15 protein-coding genes are annotated in these 14,809 nt (G+C 73.9%); 7 read left to right on the top strand and 8 right to left on the bottom strand.

Annotated elements, in window-relative coordinates; genetic code table 11:
• Window positions 1-76: 76 nt before the first annotated feature.
• Complete coding sequence (locus AB0A63_RS01310; protein ID WP_360383956.1) at window positions 77-2,329, top strand: cellulase family glycosylhydrolase; 2,253 nt, start codon at window positions 77-79, stop codon at window positions 2,327-2,329.
• Window positions 2,330-2,399: 70 nt separating this feature from the next.
• Entirely contained in the window at window positions 2,400-2,726 is a 327-nt protein-coding gene (locus AB0A63_RS01305) for a hypothetical protein (RefSeq protein WP_360383954.1), read from the top strand.
• Between the two features lie 90 nt (window positions 2,727-2,816).
• Here the strand turns inward: AB0A63_RS01305 and AB0A63_RS01300 are convergent, their stop codons facing one another.
• Entirely contained in the window at window positions 2,817-3,560 is a 744-nt protein-coding gene (locus tag AB0A63_RS01300; RefSeq protein ID WP_360383951.1) for a zf-HC2 domain-containing protein, read from the bottom strand.
• 138 nt (window positions 3,561-3,698) lie between these two features.
• On the opposite strand from AB0A63_RS01300, the gene AB0A63_RS01295 reads away from it, so the two are divergent.
• From AB0A63_RS01295 to AB0A63_RS01280, 4 genes are read left to right on the top strand one after another with little or no spacing between them, the layout of a single operon-like run.
• Window positions 3,699-4,253 (top strand): sigma-70 family RNA polymerase sigma factor, encoded by a 555-nt coding sequence (locus AB0A63_RS01295; RefSeq protein ID WP_360383948.1) that lies wholly within the window; start codon window positions 3,699-3,701, stop codon window positions 4,251-4,253.
• Between the two features lie 26 nt (window positions 4,254-4,279).
• Window positions 4,280-4,933 carry an ATP-binding cassette domain-containing protein gene (locus tag AB0A63_RS01290; RefSeq protein WP_360383945.1) on the top strand — a complete coding sequence of 218 codons (654 nt, stop codon included), beginning with the start codon at window positions 4,280-4,282 and terminating at the stop codon, window positions 4,931-4,933.
• Entirely contained in the window at window positions 4,930-5,733 is an 804-nt protein-coding gene (locus AB0A63_RS01285; RefSeq protein ID WP_360383943.1) for a metal ABC transporter permease, read from the top strand. Before AB0A63_RS01290 ends, AB0A63_RS01285 begins: the two co-directional genes overlap by 4 nt.
• Window positions 5,734-5,736: 3 nt before the next feature.
• Window positions 5,737-6,504, top strand: coding sequence for a zinc ABC transporter substrate-binding protein (locus AB0A63_RS01280; RefSeq protein WP_360383940.1), 768 nt, complete (start codon window positions 5,737-5,739; stop codon window positions 6,502-6,504).
• Between the two features lie 42 nt (window positions 6,505-6,546).
• Here AB0A63_RS01280 and AB0A63_RS01275 read toward each other — a convergent pair whose 3' ends face one another.
• Both AB0A63_RS01275 and AB0A63_RS01270 read right to left on the bottom strand, forming a co-directional pair.
• Entirely contained in the window at window positions 6,547-8,181 is a 1,635-nt protein-coding gene (locus AB0A63_RS01275; protein ID WP_360383937.1) for a class I adenylate-forming enzyme family protein, read from the bottom strand.
• Window positions 8,178-9,758 carry a CoA transferase gene (locus AB0A63_RS01270; RefSeq protein ID WP_360383934.1) on the bottom strand — a complete coding sequence of 527 codons (1,581 nt, stop codon included), beginning with the start codon at window positions 9,756-9,758 and terminating at the stop codon, window positions 8,178-8,180. Before AB0A63_RS01270 ends, AB0A63_RS01275 begins: the two co-directional genes overlap by 4 nt.
• A 55-nt stretch (window positions 9,759-9,813) precedes the next feature.
• Here AB0A63_RS01270 and AB0A63_RS01265 point away from each other — a divergent pair, with 55 nt between their 5' ends.
• Complete coding sequence (locus AB0A63_RS01265; protein WP_360383932.1) at window positions 9,814-10,920, top strand: acyl-CoA dehydrogenase family protein; 1,107 nt, start codon at window positions 9,814-9,816, stop codon at window positions 10,918-10,920.
• Here AB0A63_RS01265 and AB0A63_RS01260 read toward each other — a convergent pair.
• Genes AB0A63_RS01260 through AB0A63_RS01240 form a run of 5 tightly spaced genes read right to left on the bottom strand, consistent with a single transcriptional unit; the run spans window position 10,889 to window position 14,802 of the window.
• Window positions 10,889-11,662, bottom strand: a complete 774-nt coding sequence (locus tag AB0A63_RS01260; protein ID WP_360383929.1) for a hypothetical protein — start codon at window positions 11,660-11,662, stop codon at window positions 10,889-10,891. The two genes, AB0A63_RS01265 and AB0A63_RS01260, sit on opposite strands and share 32 nt — an antisense overlap.
• Window positions 11,659-12,789: an MFS transporter gene (locus tag AB0A63_RS01255; RefSeq protein ID WP_360383926.1), complete on the bottom strand. Its 1,131-nt coding sequence runs from the start codon at window positions 12,787-12,789 to the stop codon at window positions 11,659-11,661. The genes AB0A63_RS01260 and AB0A63_RS01255 overlap by 4 nt, the downstream gene beginning before the upstream one ends.
• Window positions 12,786-13,328, bottom strand: a complete 543-nt coding sequence (locus tag AB0A63_RS01250; protein ID WP_360383924.1) for a vitamin K epoxide reductase family protein — start codon at window positions 13,326-13,328, stop codon at window positions 12,786-12,788. Before AB0A63_RS01250 ends, AB0A63_RS01255 begins: the two co-directional genes overlap by 4 nt.
• On the bottom strand, window positions 13,325-14,125 hold the full coding sequence (locus AB0A63_RS01245; protein WP_360383921.1) for a thioredoxin domain-containing protein: 801 nt from the start codon (window positions 14,123-14,125) through the stop codon (window positions 13,325-13,327). Before AB0A63_RS01245 ends, AB0A63_RS01250 begins: the two co-directional genes overlap by 4 nt.
• Complete coding sequence (locus AB0A63_RS01240) at window positions 14,122-14,802, bottom strand: DJ-1/PfpI family protein (RefSeq protein ID WP_360383919.1); 681 nt, start codon at window positions 14,800-14,802, stop codon at window positions 14,122-14,124. Before AB0A63_RS01240 ends, AB0A63_RS01245 begins: the two co-directional genes overlap by 4 nt.
• Between the last annotated feature and the right edge of the window lie 7 nt (window positions 14,803-14,809).

Here is a 14,809-nt window from a genome sequence, read left to right as displayed (position 1 = left end):
CCGCCGTGGTTACAGTCCCACTCCGGGAGCGCTCCCAGAAGATGTCCTCCCCTGTCGAACACCTCAGGAGGTCGTGGTGGCCCGCAGACTCCTCCGAGCGGTGGTGGCCGTCCTGGTGCTGGCGGCCTGCGCGGTCGTCGCTCCCACGCCCGCCGGCGCCGCCGCACCCGTTCGGATCATGGCCCTCGGCGACTCGATCACCGGCTCACCCGGCTGCTGGCGTGCGCTGCTGTGGAAGCACCTGCAGGACACCGGTCACACGGGCGTCGACTTCGTCGGCTCGCTCCCGGCGCCGGGCTGCGGTTTCCCCTATGACGGCGAGAACGAGGGCCACGGTGGCATCCTCGCCACGAACATCGTGCGGGACAACCAGCTCCCCGGCTGGCTGGCCACCGCACGGCCGGACGTCATGCTGATGCACCTCGGCACGAACGACGTGTGGAACAACATCCCGGCGCAGACCATCCTCAACGCCTACACCACCATGCTCGGCCAGATGCGCGCCGCCAACCCGGCGGTGAAGCTGGTCGTGGCCCAGCTCATCCCGATGAACCCCTCCGGCTGCCCGGCCTGCGGCCAGCGCGTGGCCGACCTCAACGCCGCCATCCCGGCCTGGGCGAGGGCGAACAGCACGACGGCCTCACCGATCACGGTCGTCGACCAGTGGACCGGTTTCAGCACCGCCACCGACACCACCGACGGCGTCCACCCCAACACCACCACCGGCATCCAGAAGATCGAGAGCCGCTGGTACCCGGCCGTGGTGGCCGCTCTCGGGACGCAACCCCCGGCCGCGCCCGGCCTGCACGTCGAGGGCACCCGCGTCGTCGAGGCGAACGGCACCCCGTTCGTGATGCGCGGCGTCAACCACGCCCACGTCTGGTACCCGAACCGGACCAGGGCGTTCGCGGACATGAAGTCCTTCGGCACCAACACCGTCCGCGTCGTGCTCGGCAGCGGCCAGCGGTGGGGCCCGACCCCGGCCGCCGAGGTGTCGTCCGTCATCGCGCTGTGCAAGCAGAACAGGATGATCTGCGTCCTGGAGGTCCACGACACCACCGGCTACGGCGAGCAGAGCGGTGCCGCGAGCCTCGACCAGGCCGCCACCTACTGGCTCGGCGTCGCGGACGCCCTGAAGGGCCAGGAGAACTACGTCGTCATCAACCTGGGCAACGAGCCGTTCGGCAACAACGCCCAGGTCAGCGCCACGTGGGCCACGGCGACGAGCAGCGCGGTCACCCGCCTGCGCGGCGCCGGCCTGCATCACCTGATCATGGCGGACGCCCCGATGTGGGGCCAGGACTGGCAGAACGTCATGCGGGACGGCGCGGCAGCGGTGTTCGCCGCCGACCCGTTGCGCAACACCGTGTTCTCCATCCACATGTACGGCGTCTACGACACCGCGGCCGAGATCAACGCCTACTTCGACGCGTTCCAGACCGCGGGCCTGCCGCTCGTGGTGGGCGAGTTCGGCTTCGACCACAGCGACGGCGACCCCGACGAGGACACCATCATGGCCCAGGCGCAGGCCCGCGGTCTCGGTTACCTCGGCTGGTCGTGGAGCGGCAACGGCAGCGACGTCGCCTACCTGGACATGACCACCTCCTTCGACCCGGCCGCACTGACCCCGTGGGGCGAGCGCTTCCTCAACGGCGCCAACGGAATCCGCCAGACCGCGAAGGAGGCCACGATCTTCGGCGGCGCGGTGGACCCCGTCCCGCCGTCCGCTCCGGGCGCCCCGGTCGCGTCGAACGTGACCTCCACTGGCCTGACGCTGACCTGGCCCGCCTCGACCGACAACGTCGGCGTCACCGGCTACGACGTCTACCGCGCCCTGGGCCCGGCTGCGTTCGCCCTGGTCGGTTCGGTCCCGTCGGCCACCTACACCGACACCGGTCTGACCGCCTCGACCACGTACCGGTACCGCGTGCGCGCCAAGGACACGACCGGCAACGTCTCCGCCGACTCCCCGGTCGTGTCGGTGACGACGGGCGCGGGTTCGGCGAGCTGCAAGGTCGCGTACTCGGGTTACAACTGGGGCGGTGGCAACGGGTTCACGGCGGGTGTGACCATCACCAACACCGGTGCCGCCCCGGTCGACGGCTGGACGCTGGCGTTCAGCTACGCGGACGGGCAGCGGCTGACGCTGCCGGGGTGGGGCGCCACGTTCGCGCAGTCCGGTGCGGCGGTCACGGCGGTGAACCTCGCCTGGAACCGGACGTTGGCGCCCAACGGGTCGGTGAGCATCGGGTTCAACGGGACGTACAGCGGGGTGAACTCGGCGCCGGGGGCGTTCTCGTTGAACGGGAGCACCTGCACGACCGGCTGATGTGCAGCGCGCTGCGGGCCGTCGTGCTACAACGGTGCGACGGTCCCGCACAGCCAGGAAGTGCCATCACATGGAGAACGTCGTCGAGTCCATCGCGACCGAGTTGCTGATCGACGGCCTCACCGACTGGGTGCACGCCGACCTGCCGATCGGCTGGGCGCGCGAGACCGTGGGCGAGGACTTCAAACCGATCGCCGTCGCCGTGGTCGAGTACGTGGTTCTGGGTGGACTGATGGTCGCGGGCGACCTCGGCGGGACCGGTTTCGAGGCGTGGCCGGGAACCCCGGCGGACCACGTGCGCACGGTGGTGGAGAGGTACGAGGCGTACGACTGGAACCCGCAGGGCATGGCCGGCTGGCTCGCCAACACCGAGGCGGGCGACGCGCGGGTGGGTTGACGCGCTGGAGGGCTGACGCGGCAGCGGCTCCTCACGGGACCGGCGCCTGGTCACGCCGACCGGCACCGGTTCACGCCGACCGGCGCCCGGTCACGCCGCCCGGCGCCGGTTCACCGGCCGCAACCGGACCCGCCGCCCAGCCGCGGCCCGCCCAGCCGCAGGCTGCTCAGCCCGCGACACGTCGTCAGCAAGACCTCCGCCGGACTCGCCACCGGAGGAGACCCGCCCACCCGGCCCCCGATCGCGGAAGTGCACCACCGCGAGCAAGGCCAGCCCGATGACCAGCAACGAGTGCGACAGCACCCGGCCGGCGGTCGCCGTTCCGTTGACCAGGTCGCTCGCCGAGTACGGCACCAGCACGGCCACGAAAGCCGCCGTCACCGGGAGCACGCCCGCCGTTGCCGCCGGCCGCAGCGCGGTCCACAGGAGACCGAGGCCCAGGGCCAGGTTCCAGGCCGTGCTCTCGTTGAACAGGTGGCTGCTGTTCACACCGGTGGTGTGCCCGCCGTGCGCCGCGGAGCCCGTGCCCAGCACCTGGGCGAGCCCGAGGGTGAGCTGTGCGACAGCGACCCCGCCGAGCAGGGCCCGCGACAGCCACGCCCGCGGTGCGGGTGGGGTGAGTGCGGGGGTGGCGTCGAGGACGGCCGCGGCGAGGTCCGGCGCCGGTGCGGCTGGGCGGACGCGCAGCGTGCGGGTCAGGGCGGTGGCGGTCTCCTGCCACTGGCGGCAGGGTGCGCAGGAGCCGAGGTGCGCGTCCACCTCCTCGGCGGGCACGCCCTCGTCTTCCCCGTCGAGGCGGGCGGACAGGGCTTCGCGGCAGGTGCTGCAGTCCACATGCACATTGTCGGTCATCCGGCCCAGTTGGTTCCCGGTGATCTGTGAACGGTTCGGCGGACGCGGGTCCGGCACGTGGCCCAGCGGGTCCGAATGGCCGGTGAGGTCACCGGACGGTGGCCGTTACGATGCGGCCTCGTGAACTCCCCCGATGACGAGGTGACCCGCTGGGCGTTGCAGGCACGCGGGGGTGACCGGGTTGCCCTCGAGCGGTTCGTGCGGGCGACGCAGCGGGACGTGTGGCGGTTCGTCGCGCACCTCGCGGACGTCGGCGTCGCGGACGACCTGGCGCAGGAGACGTACCTGCGGGCGTTGCCGAGCCTGCGCAACTTCGAGGCGCGGTCGTCGGCGATGACCTGGCTGTTGTCGATCGCGCGGCGGGTCGTGGTGGACCAGGTGCGGATGGCGCAGTCGCGGCCGCGGGTGTCCGCGGACGTCGACTGGGTTCAGGCCGCGGACCGGGGGCAGGGCACGTCGTCGGGGTTCACGGCGATCGTCGAGCTCAACGTGCTGCTCGACGGGCTCGCGGAGGACCGGCGGGAGGCGCTGGTGCTCACGCAGGTGCTCGGGCTGGGGTACGCCGAGGCCGCGGAGGTCGTCGGCTGCCCGATCGGCACGATCCGGTCGCGGGTGGCGCGGGCGCGGGAGGACCTGGTCAGGGCCGCCGGGCAGGACGCCACCGAAGTCGGCTGACAACTGCCGGGAACTGACCCGGCCGGGTGAACGACCTGTGGCACGTGACCGCGTCGTCCCTGCTGTTCCGAGGTGTGCATTGCCGCTATGGCAGGCACACCGCCGTTCATGCCGTCGACCTCGACGTGCCCGCGGGGCTGCGGGTGGCGTTGATCGGCACCAACGGCTCCGGCAAGTCGACGTTGCTGCGCGCGGTGCTGGGGTTCCAGCCGATCGCGGACGGCGTGGTGGAGGTCGGCGGGGTGCGGGCCGGCAACGCCGCGCAGTGGCGCCGGAGGCGGGCCGAGGTCGCGTGGATCCCGCAGCTGCGGTCGGCGGGGCGGTTCCCGTTGCTGCTGGGCGAGTTGCTCGACAGCAGCGGTCACGGCGAGGCGGCGCGTGCGGCGGCGGAACGGCTCGGGCTCGCCGGGGTGGAGTCCCGCGGCGTGCACACGTTGTCCGGTGGTCAGGCGCAACGGGCGTGGCTCGCGCGGGCGGTCGGGGCCGTGGCCGCAGGAGCGGGCGTGCTGCTGGCCGACGAACCCACCGCGGCGCTCGACTTCGCGGGCCAGGAGGAAGCGGCGGCGGTCATCGCGGCGTTGCCGGTGACGGTGCTGGTGGCGACGCACGACCGGGCCGTGGCCGACGCGTGCGACCGGGTCGTGGAGATGGCCGCCGGGCGGCTGCGGGACGTGGCGTGATCGCGGAGCTGCTCGCGCTGGTCCCGGTGCAGCGCGCGGGTCTCGGCCTGCTGCTGGGCGCCGTCGCGTTGCCGCCGGTCGGGGTGCTGGTCGTCGGCCTCGACATCTACCCGGTGCGGTTCGCGATCATGCACGTGGCGTTGCTCGGCAGCGCGATCGGCCTGCTCACCGGCACCGACCCGCTGCTGTGGGCGCTGGCGCTGTGCGCGCTCGCCGGCGGTGGGCTGGCGCCGTTCGCGACGACGTCGGCGGGGCTGTCCGGTGCGATGGGGTTGCTGATGAGCCTCGCCATCGCCGTGGCGCTGCTGGTGCTGTCGATCTCCGGCGTGAACGCCAACGGCGCGTTCGAGCTGTTGTGGGGCTCGATCCTGTCGACCCGGCCGGTCGACCTGGTGGTGCTCGGGGTGCTGGCGGTGGCCATTCCGGCGCTGTTCTGGTGGCGTCGCGGGGATCTGGCGTTGCTGCTGCACGACAGGGAGCTCGCCGCGTGCTCCGGTGTGCGCACCGGACCGCTGACCGCGGCGCTGCTCGTGGTGATCGCGGTGTCGATCGCCGCGGCGATCAAGCTGACCGGCGCGCTGCTCGTGGACGCGCTGACCCTGCTGCCCGCGCTGGCGGCGCGGCGGATCGGCCGCGGCCTGACCGGCATGGTCGTCGCGTCGGTCGGCATCGGCCTCGTCGTGGCCGTCGGCGGTCTGCTGCTCGCACTCGCACTGGACCAGCCACCCGGTCCGGTGCTCGTCCTGCTGGCGGGCGTGATCGCCCTGCTGGCCCAGTTGTCGCCGATGAGGAGAACCTGACCCGTGAAGACCAAGCTCGTGGTGCTCGGCGCGGTGCTCGCGCTGACCGCCTGCGGCGGCGGAGCCCAGCCCGCGTCCCCGGCCGCCCCGGCGGGCAAGAAGGTCGTCGCCGCCACGGCGTGGGAGGCCGCGCTGGCCAAGGCCGCGGGTGCGACCGACGTGCGGGTCGTGGTGCCGGCGACCGTGGCGCACGCGGCGGACTACGACCCCAAACCGTCCGACCTCGCCGCCGTCGCGGGCGCGGACCTGGTGCTGTACGCGGAGTTCGAGGGGTTCGCGCCCCGGCTGAAGGAGGCCGCGGGCGGGTCGGAGCAGGTGGAGGCGGTGAAGCTGGAGAACGCACCGGAGGTGGTGCGCGCCGAGGTGACGCGGCTGGCCGGCCTGCTCGGCACCACCGCCGCGGCCGAGAAGTGGCTGGCGGAGTTCGACACCACGCTGAAGTCGGTCGAGCAGCAGGTGCGCGGCTCGTTCCCCGGCGGCAAGGCGCCGAAGGTGGTCAGCCAGGCGTTCGTGGCGTACATGGCCGCGGTCACCGGCGCCGAGGTGGTCGGCACGTTCGGCCCGCAGCCGGTCACCCCGGCGCAGCTCGCCGAGCTCGCGGGCAAGCAGCCGGACCTGGTGTTCGACAACGCGCACATGTCGACCGGGACGGTGCTGCCCGGTTCGGCCGCGCGGCAGGTGCGGATCGTGAACTACCCGGGGGAGGACCTCGACCTCCTCGGCGTGTTCACGGCGAACGCCGCGGAGATCTCGAAGGCCCTCAAGGCCTGACGGGGCATGCGCCCGGCGGACGGCCCGTCCGCCGGGCGCGCCTCACGACCGCCGCACGAGGTCCTGCACGGCGCGGCGGTCCACCTTCCCGGCCGCGCCCAGCGGCAGCGCGTCCACCACGACCAGCCGCTCGGGGAACTTCCGCTGCTCCAGCCCCTGCGCCGACAGGTGTGCCGTCAGGTCCTCCAGCACGAGCGCCGGATCGCCCACGACACAGGCGCACAACCGTTCGCCCAGCACGTCGTCCGGCACCGGCACGCACACCACGTCCCGCACCGCCGGGTGCGTGACGAGCAGCGCCTCGACCTCGGCGGGGCTGATGTTCAGGCCACCGCGGATGATCACGTCCTTGCGCCGCCCGACCACGTGCAGGTAGCCCTCGTCGTCGATGCGGCCGAGGTCGCCGGTGCGCACCCAGCCGTCCGGCGTGCGGTAGCGCTCGTTCAGCTCGGGTGCGCCGACGTAGCACAGCGGTGACATCGGGCCGAGCGCGATGATCTCGCCGACCGCGCCGGGCGGCACGTCGTGCAGGGTGTCGTCCACGATGCGCAGGCGTGCGACGAACGGGTTGGGACGGCCCGCGGTGTCGGCGTGGCCGGGCGGGTCGTCCAGGGCGGTGTGGCAGTTGACGCCGTCCGCCGAGCCGTAGACGTTCACGACCGTGCAGCCGAGCCTGTCGCGGACGCGTGCGGCGGTCGTGGCGTCCAGGGCGGCACCGCCGAGTGCGACCACGCGCAGGCTGGACGTGTCGTACCGGTCGAGGTCGGGGGAGTCGGCGATCATCCGCAGCATGGTGGGCACCGCGAGCACGTGCGTGGGGCGGGCGCGTTCGACCATCGCCAGCGCGGCCGTGACGTCGAACTTGGGCAGCAGCACGAGGGTTCCGCCGTGGACGGCGAGCGTGACGGAGGTGCCGTTGCTGCCGTAGGACGACGCCAGCGGCACCAGCACGAGGTTCCGCAGCTCGGGGTCGCCGCCCATCAGCTCGCCGATGAACCGGCCGCGGCCGCCGACGAGGGCGTTGTGCGAGTACAGCACCATCTTCGGCGCTGCCTCCGAGCCGGAGGTGACGAGGATGCGCGCGGGTCCGTCCGGGTCGGGGGACGCCGGGGTGAACCGGGCCGGGTGGGCGGCCAGCAGCGCCGCCACCGGCACGCAGCCCGCCGGCACCACGCCGTCGCCCGCCGCGATCACGGTCCGCAGCTCGGGCAGCTCGCCGGCCAGCGCGCGGGTCCGCTGGGCGCAGGGGTAGTCGCCGTAGCGCGTCGTCGTGACCACCGCGACCGCGCCGGACCGGCTGAGCAGGCTCGCCGCCTCCCGGTCACCGCGCCCGACCGGGTAGGGCAGCGCGACGGCACCCAGCGCGGCCACCGCGAGGTCGAACGCGCACGCCAGCCGGCCGTTGGGCAGCTGGATGCCGACGACGTCACCCGGTTCCACGCCCATGCCCGCGAGGCCCGCCGCCAGGGAGCGGGCCATCAGGTCGAGCTCGGCGTAGGTGACCTCACCCTGCGCGTCGACGACGGCGACGCGGCCGGGACCGGCCAGGACGTGCTCGCGGAACAACGAGTACAGGTCGCGGTCGCGGTACAGACCGGTGGCGGCCCAGCCGCGGCGGAGCTCGTACGGCACGAGGTCCGCCAGGTGCCGCACGGCGGTGGTCGCGGCGAGTGTCACAGGAACCTCCACGGGGAGCCGAGAGCGGGACAGCCGCGGTCGTCGCGGCCCAGTACGGCGGCGAAGCGGGGGTCACCCGGCAGCGCCGCGAGGTCGGTGAGCACGTCCACGCCGCCGACCCGGCCGTCGACGGGAACGCGGAAACCGGGGGAGGGCCGGGACTTCGCGCCGGCGAGCAACGCACCGGCCGCGCCGAGCAGGCTGCTCTCGACGGCGACGCCGCGACCGGTGCGCCGGCGGGTCAGCACCCCGGCGAGCACGGCCTCCGCGCCGATCAGGCCGCCGAGCACGTCCACCAGCGTCATCAGCGACGGCGCGGGCTCCTCGTCGGCTGGGCGCACCAGCTCGGCCAGACCGGTGCGGGCCTGGACCATGAAGTCGGTGCCCAGCGGCGGGTCCACGAGGTCGCCGCCGCCCCAGCCGGACGTGTGGGCGTACACCAGTCCGTCCGGCAGGTCGGCCGCCGTGAGCCGCCACCTCTCGGCGTTGCCCGGCGCCCAGTTGTGCAGGAACACGTCCGCGTCCACCAAGAGGTAGCGCAGCCGTTGACGATCGGCGGGGTCCTTGAGGTCGACCTCGACGGCGTCCTTGCCGCGGTTGAGCGCGAGCCAGCGGGCGGACAGGTCGCGGCACATCGGCGGCATGCCCCGCAACGGGTCACCGCCCGGAGGTTCGACGCGGATCACCTTGGCGCCCAGCAGACCCAGCAGGTGCGCGGCCATCGGTGCCTGGATGCGCCGGCCCGCCTCGTACACCACCAGGTCGTCGCCGGTGCACGTCGCGACGCCGGCCGTGGGGCGGATGCTCCACGGCTGTTCGAGTGGCTGAACAGGACGGTGCACCCGGCAGACGCTGGCCCCGCTCACCATCGCGGCGGTGGCGATCTGCGCGAACGTGACGGCGCGGGTCGCCGCGTGCAGGGCCTCGGGAATCGGCGCAGTCGCTGTGGCATAGCGGAACTGGTACGGCCGCCAGCCCGCGCGGACCGCGGCGGAGTCCGTGCCGAGCGCCGCCCAGAACGCAGCCCACACCTCGGGCACCAGCGCCTCGACCTCGAACCGCACCCCGTCGGCGGTGGTGAACGGCGGTCCACCGGGCCGCAGGTCGACCGCCTCCGCCTCGTCCGCCCCCGCCGCGGCGAGGTACTGGGACACCGTCAGCAACGCCGCCTCGGCCACGCTGGTCCGCACCCGCGGCGCGCCCCGCAGCACCGCCGCGAGCAACCCCGTCACCGCCAGCACCCCGGCCGCCGTGCCGCAGTGGTCGACGCCGAGGCCGCGCGGTGAGCCGGACCGCCTGCCGTGCACGTGCATCACCCCGCACGCGGCCTGGACGGTCGCCTCGTCGCGCAGACCGGGGACGTCCACCGGACCGGCCCAGTCGACGACCACCTCGTGCCGATCACCGCCGTCCAGCACCAGAACTGCCTCGGCGGGTCGTTCCGCGAAGCCGGTGTGCACCTCCGCTCCCAGCGCGCGGAGGTGTGCGCGCAGCACGCGTGCCGCCGCGCTCGTGCCCGAGACCGACGCGGTCGCGCCTTCCAGGGCCAAGGCGTGCAGTGCTGTGGCTTCCGTCATGACCCAGAGGTCGTACGCGCGCCCATTCGGGTTCCCACGGTGGTGTGATGTGCCGGTGACAGGTGACACGCAGTTGCGGCGGTTCGTGGACGAGGTCGTGATCCCCGCCGAACCGGAGCTCGACGCGGGCGGCGGTCTCGCACTGCGCGACCTCGCCAAGCAGGCCGGGTTGTGGGCCCGGCCGCTGCCGGTCGAGCTGGGCGGCGGTGGTCAGCCGCTGGCCGGCTACCTCGCGGAGGCCGAGGACGAGGGGCGCAGCGACCACGGCCCTGACGTCGTGGGCTCGTCGAGCCTGCTGAACGCGCGGATGCTGGCCGCGCACGCACATCCGGAGCTGCGGGACGCCGTGCTGACCGACCTCGTGGCCGGGCGCGCGCACGTCAGCTACGCGATGACCGAGCCGGGGGTCGCGGGCTCCGACCCGTCCGGGCTGCGCACCACCGCCGAGCGCGGCGCGGACGGCTGGTGGACCGTCACCGGCCGCAAGTGGTTCACCAGCGGTGCGGCCCGTGCGGACCTCGTGCTGGTCGTGGCCCGCACCGGCGACGGCTTCTCGGTCGTCGCCGTGCCGGCAGGCGGGTTCCGGGTGGACCGCGAGCTCGACGTCCTCGGTGCGGGCGGGCAGCACGAGATCTCGTTCGACGCGGTCCGCGTGCCACCGACGCACCTCGTCGGTGAGCAGGGGAACGGGATGCGGCTCGCCGGCGAACGGCTCGCGCTCGGGCGGACGTTGCGCGCGCTGCGCTGGGTCGGGCAGGCGCAGCGGTGCCTCGACCTGCTCGCGGACCGTGCGGTGGCGCGGGCGCTCGGCGACGGCGTGCTGGCCGACCGGCAACTGGTGCAGCGCCTGGCGTTCGAGTCCGAGCTGGAGGTGCGCGCGGCCCGGCTGCTGGCCCGCGAGGCGGCCGCGCTGGTCGCCGCCGGTGAGCGTGCGCCGGTCGAGGTGAGCCTCGCGAAGGTCGCCGCCGCACGGGCGCTGAACACCGCGGCCGACGCCGCGGTCCAGGTCCACGGGGCGGAAGGGCTCATGGCCGCAACGGGTCTGCCGCGGCTGCTGCGCGTGGCACGGGCCGCCCGCATCCTCGACGGCGCGGACGAGCTGCACGTCGCGACCACCGGACGGCGGCTGCTCACCAGGCGTCGGGCGGCACCAGACCGGTGAGGAGCGCGGCGCCGAGGAACGTGAAGAAGTCGCCCCACACCACCTGAAGACCGGTCAGGCCGTCGTACTCGGCACCGTCCGGCAACGTGCGCAGCAGTCGTTCGCCCTCCTCGCGCCAACCGGCCTTCAGCAACGCCACGGCGGCGATCGCCACTGCCGAACTGTCCTGTGTGGACACGGTCCAGGCTGGACGCGGGTGGGTGAGCTGCAGCCACGCCTTGCCGCGCGGCCAGTCCGGGTCCAGTGCCAGGTGCGCTTGCTGATGGCAGCGCGCGACGGCGTGGTGGCCGTGGGCGTTCAGCAGCGGAACGAGCCCGGCCGCCCCGTCCGCGCGCACGGGCGGTCCGTCGGGGGCCAGCGCCGTGCCCCACGGAACCGCGCCCAACTCGCGGTCGTAGCACCGCGCGAGCCGGTCCGCGACCAGGGCCGTGCTGGGGCGTGCGGCGATGGTCCCCAGCCGTTCCGCGCCGCTGCCGTACCAGAAGACCATGCCGCGCAGCACCGTGTCCGCGTCCGCCCAGACGTCCAGCCGGTCCCGCACCGCGGCAACGTCACCGGTGCCGGTGACGAGACTCCGCAGCGTCAGCAGCCCCGCCCAGAACCCGCCGGTCCACGACCCGCGGGCCGAGGTCTTCCACCGCCCGTCGTGGCGGTAGAGCGGAAACCGTTCTCCCGCCGCGGCTTCGGCCTCGTCGACCCGGTCGCACAGCCGGCGCACCAGGTCGTGCGCCCAGCCGCTCACACCGCCACCGCGGTGCGCCGGACGACCAGCACGCCCACGGCGGCCGCCAGCCCGAACGCCACGCCGACGACACCCCACAGCCACGGGTAACCGGCCTGCTGCAGCACGAGCCCGCTGACCGGCGGCCCGGCGGCGAACCCGGAGAAGAACCCGGCCGACACCACCGCCGCCGCACGCCCGGCCAGCCCTTGCGGCACCGCCCGCAGCACCGCGACCATCGACACGGCGTTGCCCGCCACCGCGAACACGCCGATCCCCGCCGCACCGAACCACACCAGCCAGTGCACGTGCTCGGCCAGCGCCACCACCGCGACCGAGACGACGGCCCCGAGCGCCAGCAACGGCAGCACGGCGGCAGGGTCACCCGACCGCCCCGCCGCCGCGCTCCAGCACACCCGTCCCGCGATGCCGACCAGCCCCACCACGGCGATCGACCACGCCGCGACGGGTGCCGGCAGCTCCAGCCGGTCCACGCCGTACAGCGGGAAGAAGGTGTTCACCGACGCCAGCCCGAAGCCGAGCGCCAGCGAGAACACCGCCAGCGCGCGCACCCGGCCACCCACCCGCCCGCGCCCGCGCTGAGCCGGGACCGCCGGCACCGCGAGCCGTGTGGCCAGCACCGCGCCCACCAGGCACAGCACCGCGAGCACCCCGACGCCCCAGCGCCAGTCCACCACCGCGGCGGCACCGGCCAGCGGCACGCCCGCGACGAACGCGCCGAGCTGCACCCCGGACTGCTTCCACCCGGTCACCGCCCCGAGCCGCTCCCGTGCCACGGCGGCGACGACCACCTTGTTGGTGGCCGGGTTCGCCAGCGCCTGCGGCACCCCGCCCAGCGCCACCCCGGCCGCGATCCACCACACCGACCCGGCGACCGCCAGCACCGCCAGCGCCACCGCGCTGACCACGAACACCCCGGCCAGCGCGCGCCGCGCCCCGACCCGGTCCACCAGCGCCCCCGCGGGCAGCGACAGCAGCGCCGCCACCGCGAACCCCACCGCGACCAGCGCACCGAGCTGCCACTGCGCCACGCCGAGGTCGGTGACCAGCACCGGCCCCAGCGCGCCCAGCACGAACAGCTGCAGCATCGACACGGCCATCGCGGCCGTCGCCAGGACGGCCGTCACGCCGTCACCCAGTAGTCCCAGAACGCGTGCAGCACCAACGCGACGATGACCGCGTACCAGAGCACGAGCACGGTGCTGTGCAAGCGGCGCAACGGCGCGAGGCGTGGCCAGGTGTCGAGGGTGGTGTACCAGAACAACGGGATCACGACGATCCACACGACGATGCAGTACAGGCACAGCGCGTGGATGTCGTAGAGGCTGACGACGACAAGCCAGTGCACGAACACCACGGCCAGGCCGGTGCCCGCGTTGAGGGCGAGCCGGTAGGAGCGCGGCGGCGCGAACCCGGCCAGCAGTGCGACCCCGGTGGTCACCACGACCGCGAACCCGGCGATGCCGAGCAGCGGGTTGGGGAACCCGAACGCCGCCGCCTGCGGGCTGTCCATCACCGGCCCGCAGGACACCACCGGGTTCAGCGAGCACGTGGGCACGTGCGCCGGGTTCCGCAGCAGCGCCAGCTTCTCCAGGGTGAGCACGGCGGACGCGGCGAACCCGAGTGCGCCGCCGGCCACGTACAGCCACGCCAGCGGGCGGCTCATCCGGCCAGCGCCGCGTCGATCTTCGCGCGCAGCTCGCGGTCGACGTCGGCGAACGACTTGCCCGACGGCTGGAACTGCTCGCCGTTGAGGAACAGCGTCGGCGTGCTCTGCACCCCGAGCTTGCGCGCGTCGGCCACGTCGCGGTCGATCGCGGCCCGCACGTCCGCGGACGCCATGTCGGCGCGGAACCGGTCCAGGTCGAGCCCGGCGGCGGTGGCGAACTGCTCGAACAGGCCGATCGCGCGGTCGCGGTCCGCACTGGTGTTCTGGCCGTCGACCGCCCAGCGGTCGTAGTTGCCGTAGAGCGCGTGGTACATCTCGGCGTACTTGCCCTGCCGGCCCGCCGCCTCGGCCGCCTGCGCCGCGGGCAGCGCCAGCGGGTGCATCTCCAGCGGCAGGTTCCTGGGCACGATGGTGACGCGCCCCCGGTAGTCGTCCTCCAGCTTCCTGGTCACGCCGGAGTAGTAGGCGGAGCAGGCCGGGCACTGGAAGTCGAGGAACTCGACCAGCACCACCCGGTCACCGTCCACTTTGGAGAGCGTGTGCGCACCGGCGGGCACCAGCACGGCGGTCCTGTCCTCGGCGCCATCGCGCTGGAACAGCAGCACACCGCCGAACACGGCGGCAGCGAGCAGCACGACCACGGCGGTCAGCACCACGTTGAGCGACACGCCGCGGCGTGCCGTGACGGGATTCTTCTTCGTGCGGGACATCCTGTTGCGCCTCGGGTTGTTCGGGGACTCCTTGCTCAGGTAGTGGTCGGATCGGAGGCCGAGGAGTTCCCGGTCCACCGTCACTTGCGCCAGACGGTGCCCCTGCGCTCGTACTCCAGCACGGTCTCGACGCGTTGCGCGGTCTGCGCGCCGACGAACCGTTCCACCAGCCAGAGCGCGACGTCCAGGCCGGACGTGATGCCACCGCCGGTGATCAGGTCGCCGTCGTCGACCACGCGCGCGTTCACCACGGTCGCCCCCTGCGCGGCGAGGTCGGCCTTCGCGCCGCTGTGCGTGGTGGCGTTGCGGCCGCGGGTGAGGCCCGCCGCGGAGAGCACCATCGTCCCGGTGCAGATGCCCACCGGCAGCACGTCCGCGCCGGCCAGCCGCCGCAGGAAGCCCTGGTCGCCGATGAGCCGGTGCACACCGGGGCCGGTCCGCGCGGCGTACCCGCCGCCGGGCACCACCAGCACGTCGGCCTCGCCGGGCGACCAGCCGCGCGCGACCTCGACCTTCGTGCCGTACGTGCAGGTGACCGTGCCCGGACGGCCGGACGTGACCTGGGTGGTCACGACGGCACCGCCGGACATCCGACCGGCCAGCCCCAGCACCTCCACCGGTGCCACGAAGTCCTGCTCCTCCACGCCGTCGAACAGCAGCACCTGGACGCGCAGCGGCTGCGCCGCCGACGCGGTGGCGCCCGCCGCGCCCGTGATCCCCAGCGACAGCGCCGATGCGCGCAGGAATGTCCGTCGTTCCACGGTGGCC

The sequence above is a fragment of the Lentzea sp. NPDC042327 genome (assembly GCF_040647275.1).
Lineage (GTDB): Bacteria > Actinomycetota > Actinomycetes > Mycobacteriales > Pseudonocardiaceae > Lentzea.
Note: the sequence above shows the minus strand (reverse complement) of the source record. Positions and strands in the feature narration are given on the sequence as shown.

Coding starts and splice junctions, on each gene's coding strand:
- AB0A63_RS01305 (WP_360383954.1), top strand. CDS start 2,400: ATGGAGAACGTCGTCGAGTCCATCGCGACCGAGTTGCTGATCGACGGC.
- AB0A63_RS01270 (WP_360383934.1), bottom strand. CDS start 9,758: ATGACGGAAGCCACAGCACTGCACGCCTTGGCCCTGGAAGGCGCGACC.
- AB0A63_RS01250 (WP_360383924.1), bottom strand. CDS start 13,328: ATGAGCCGCCCGCTGGCGTGGCTGTACGTGGCCGGCGGCGCACTCGGG.